General features: G+C 69.7%; 1 protein-coding gene. It reads left to right on the top strand.

Annotated features, from left to right (window positions below; genetic code table 11):
* Positions 1 to 30: 30 nt before the first annotated feature.
* On the top strand, positions 31 to 1,227 hold a 1,197-nt coding region (locus ICC28_RS39950), incomplete at its 3' end, for an IS110 family transposase (protein ID WP_188293783.1).

The following is a 1,227-nucleotide window of genomic DNA, read 5'->3' on the forward strand; positions in this document are numbered from 1 at the left end:
CCGGTTGTGACTCCGGGGAGGGAAAGCCCGGTGACCAGCAACGACTTCACATCGATCGATGTCTTCTGTGCCCTGGACGTGGGCAAGTCCACCCACCACGGCACGGCTCTGCTGCGTGATGGCCGGACGACCTTCGACAAGCCACTGCCCAACGGCGAGCCGCAACTGCGGGAGCTGTTCGCCCGGCTGCAGCGCAAGGGGAAAGTCCTGGTCGTGGTCGACCAGCCGGCCTCCATCGGCACCCTGGCGGTCACCGTCGCCCGCGCTTGTGGATGCGAAGTCGCCTATCTGCCGGGGCTGTCGATGCGCCGGCTGGCCGATCTGCATCCTGGCACCGGCAAGACCGACGCCCGCGACGCCTACGTCATCGCCGATGCCGCCCGCACCATGCCCCACCTGCTGCACTCCATCGACCCAGCCGAGAGCGTACGGGCCGAGCTGACCATGGTCCTGGGCTACGACGACGACCTGGCCCAGGACGCCACCCGCACCTCCAACCGGCTGCGCGGGCTGCTCACCTCGATCCATCCGGGCCTGGAACGTGTCCTGGGACCACGACTGCGGCACCCGGCGGTCCTGGCCCTGCTGCAGACGTTCGGCTCCCCGGCCGCATTGGCGAAGGCCGGCACCGAGGAGCTCATCGAGGTCATGACCGATGCTGCCCCACGGATGCGGACCCCCCGGGAGCTGGCAGGACAGATTCATGCCGCGCTGGCCGAGCAGACCGTCCAGGTCCCCGGCACGGCCTCGGCCGGCGAGATCATCTGCGGTCTGGCCGAGTCGCTCGCCGTTCTCCTCAAGCGCCGCGAGGTCTTGGAGACCCGCATGACGGCCCTGCTGGAGACCCACCCTCTCGCGCAGGTCCTGACCTCCATGCCCGGGGTCGCGGTCAGGACCGGAGCCCGCATCCTGGCCGAGGTCGGCGACGCCAGCGCATTCCCCACCGCCGCCCACCTGGCCTCCTACGCGGGACTGACCCCCACCACCCGTCGCTCCGGCACCTCCATCCGGGGCGAAGGACCACCCCGAGGCGGCAACAAGACGCTCAAGCGAGCCCTGTTCCTGGCCTCGTTCGCCTCGCTGAGCAGCCCCGAATCGCGGGCCTACTACGACAGGAAACGCGCGGAAAACAAACGCCACAACGCAGCCCTCATCTGCCTCACCCGCCGCCGCGTCGACGTCCTGCACGCCATGCTCAAGCACCGCACCCCCTACCAACCCGGGCAC

Source organism: Streptomyces sp. TRM68416, assembly GCF_014596915.1.
Classification (GTDB): domain Bacteria; phylum Actinomycetota; class Actinomycetes; order Streptomycetales; family Streptomycetaceae; genus Streptomyces.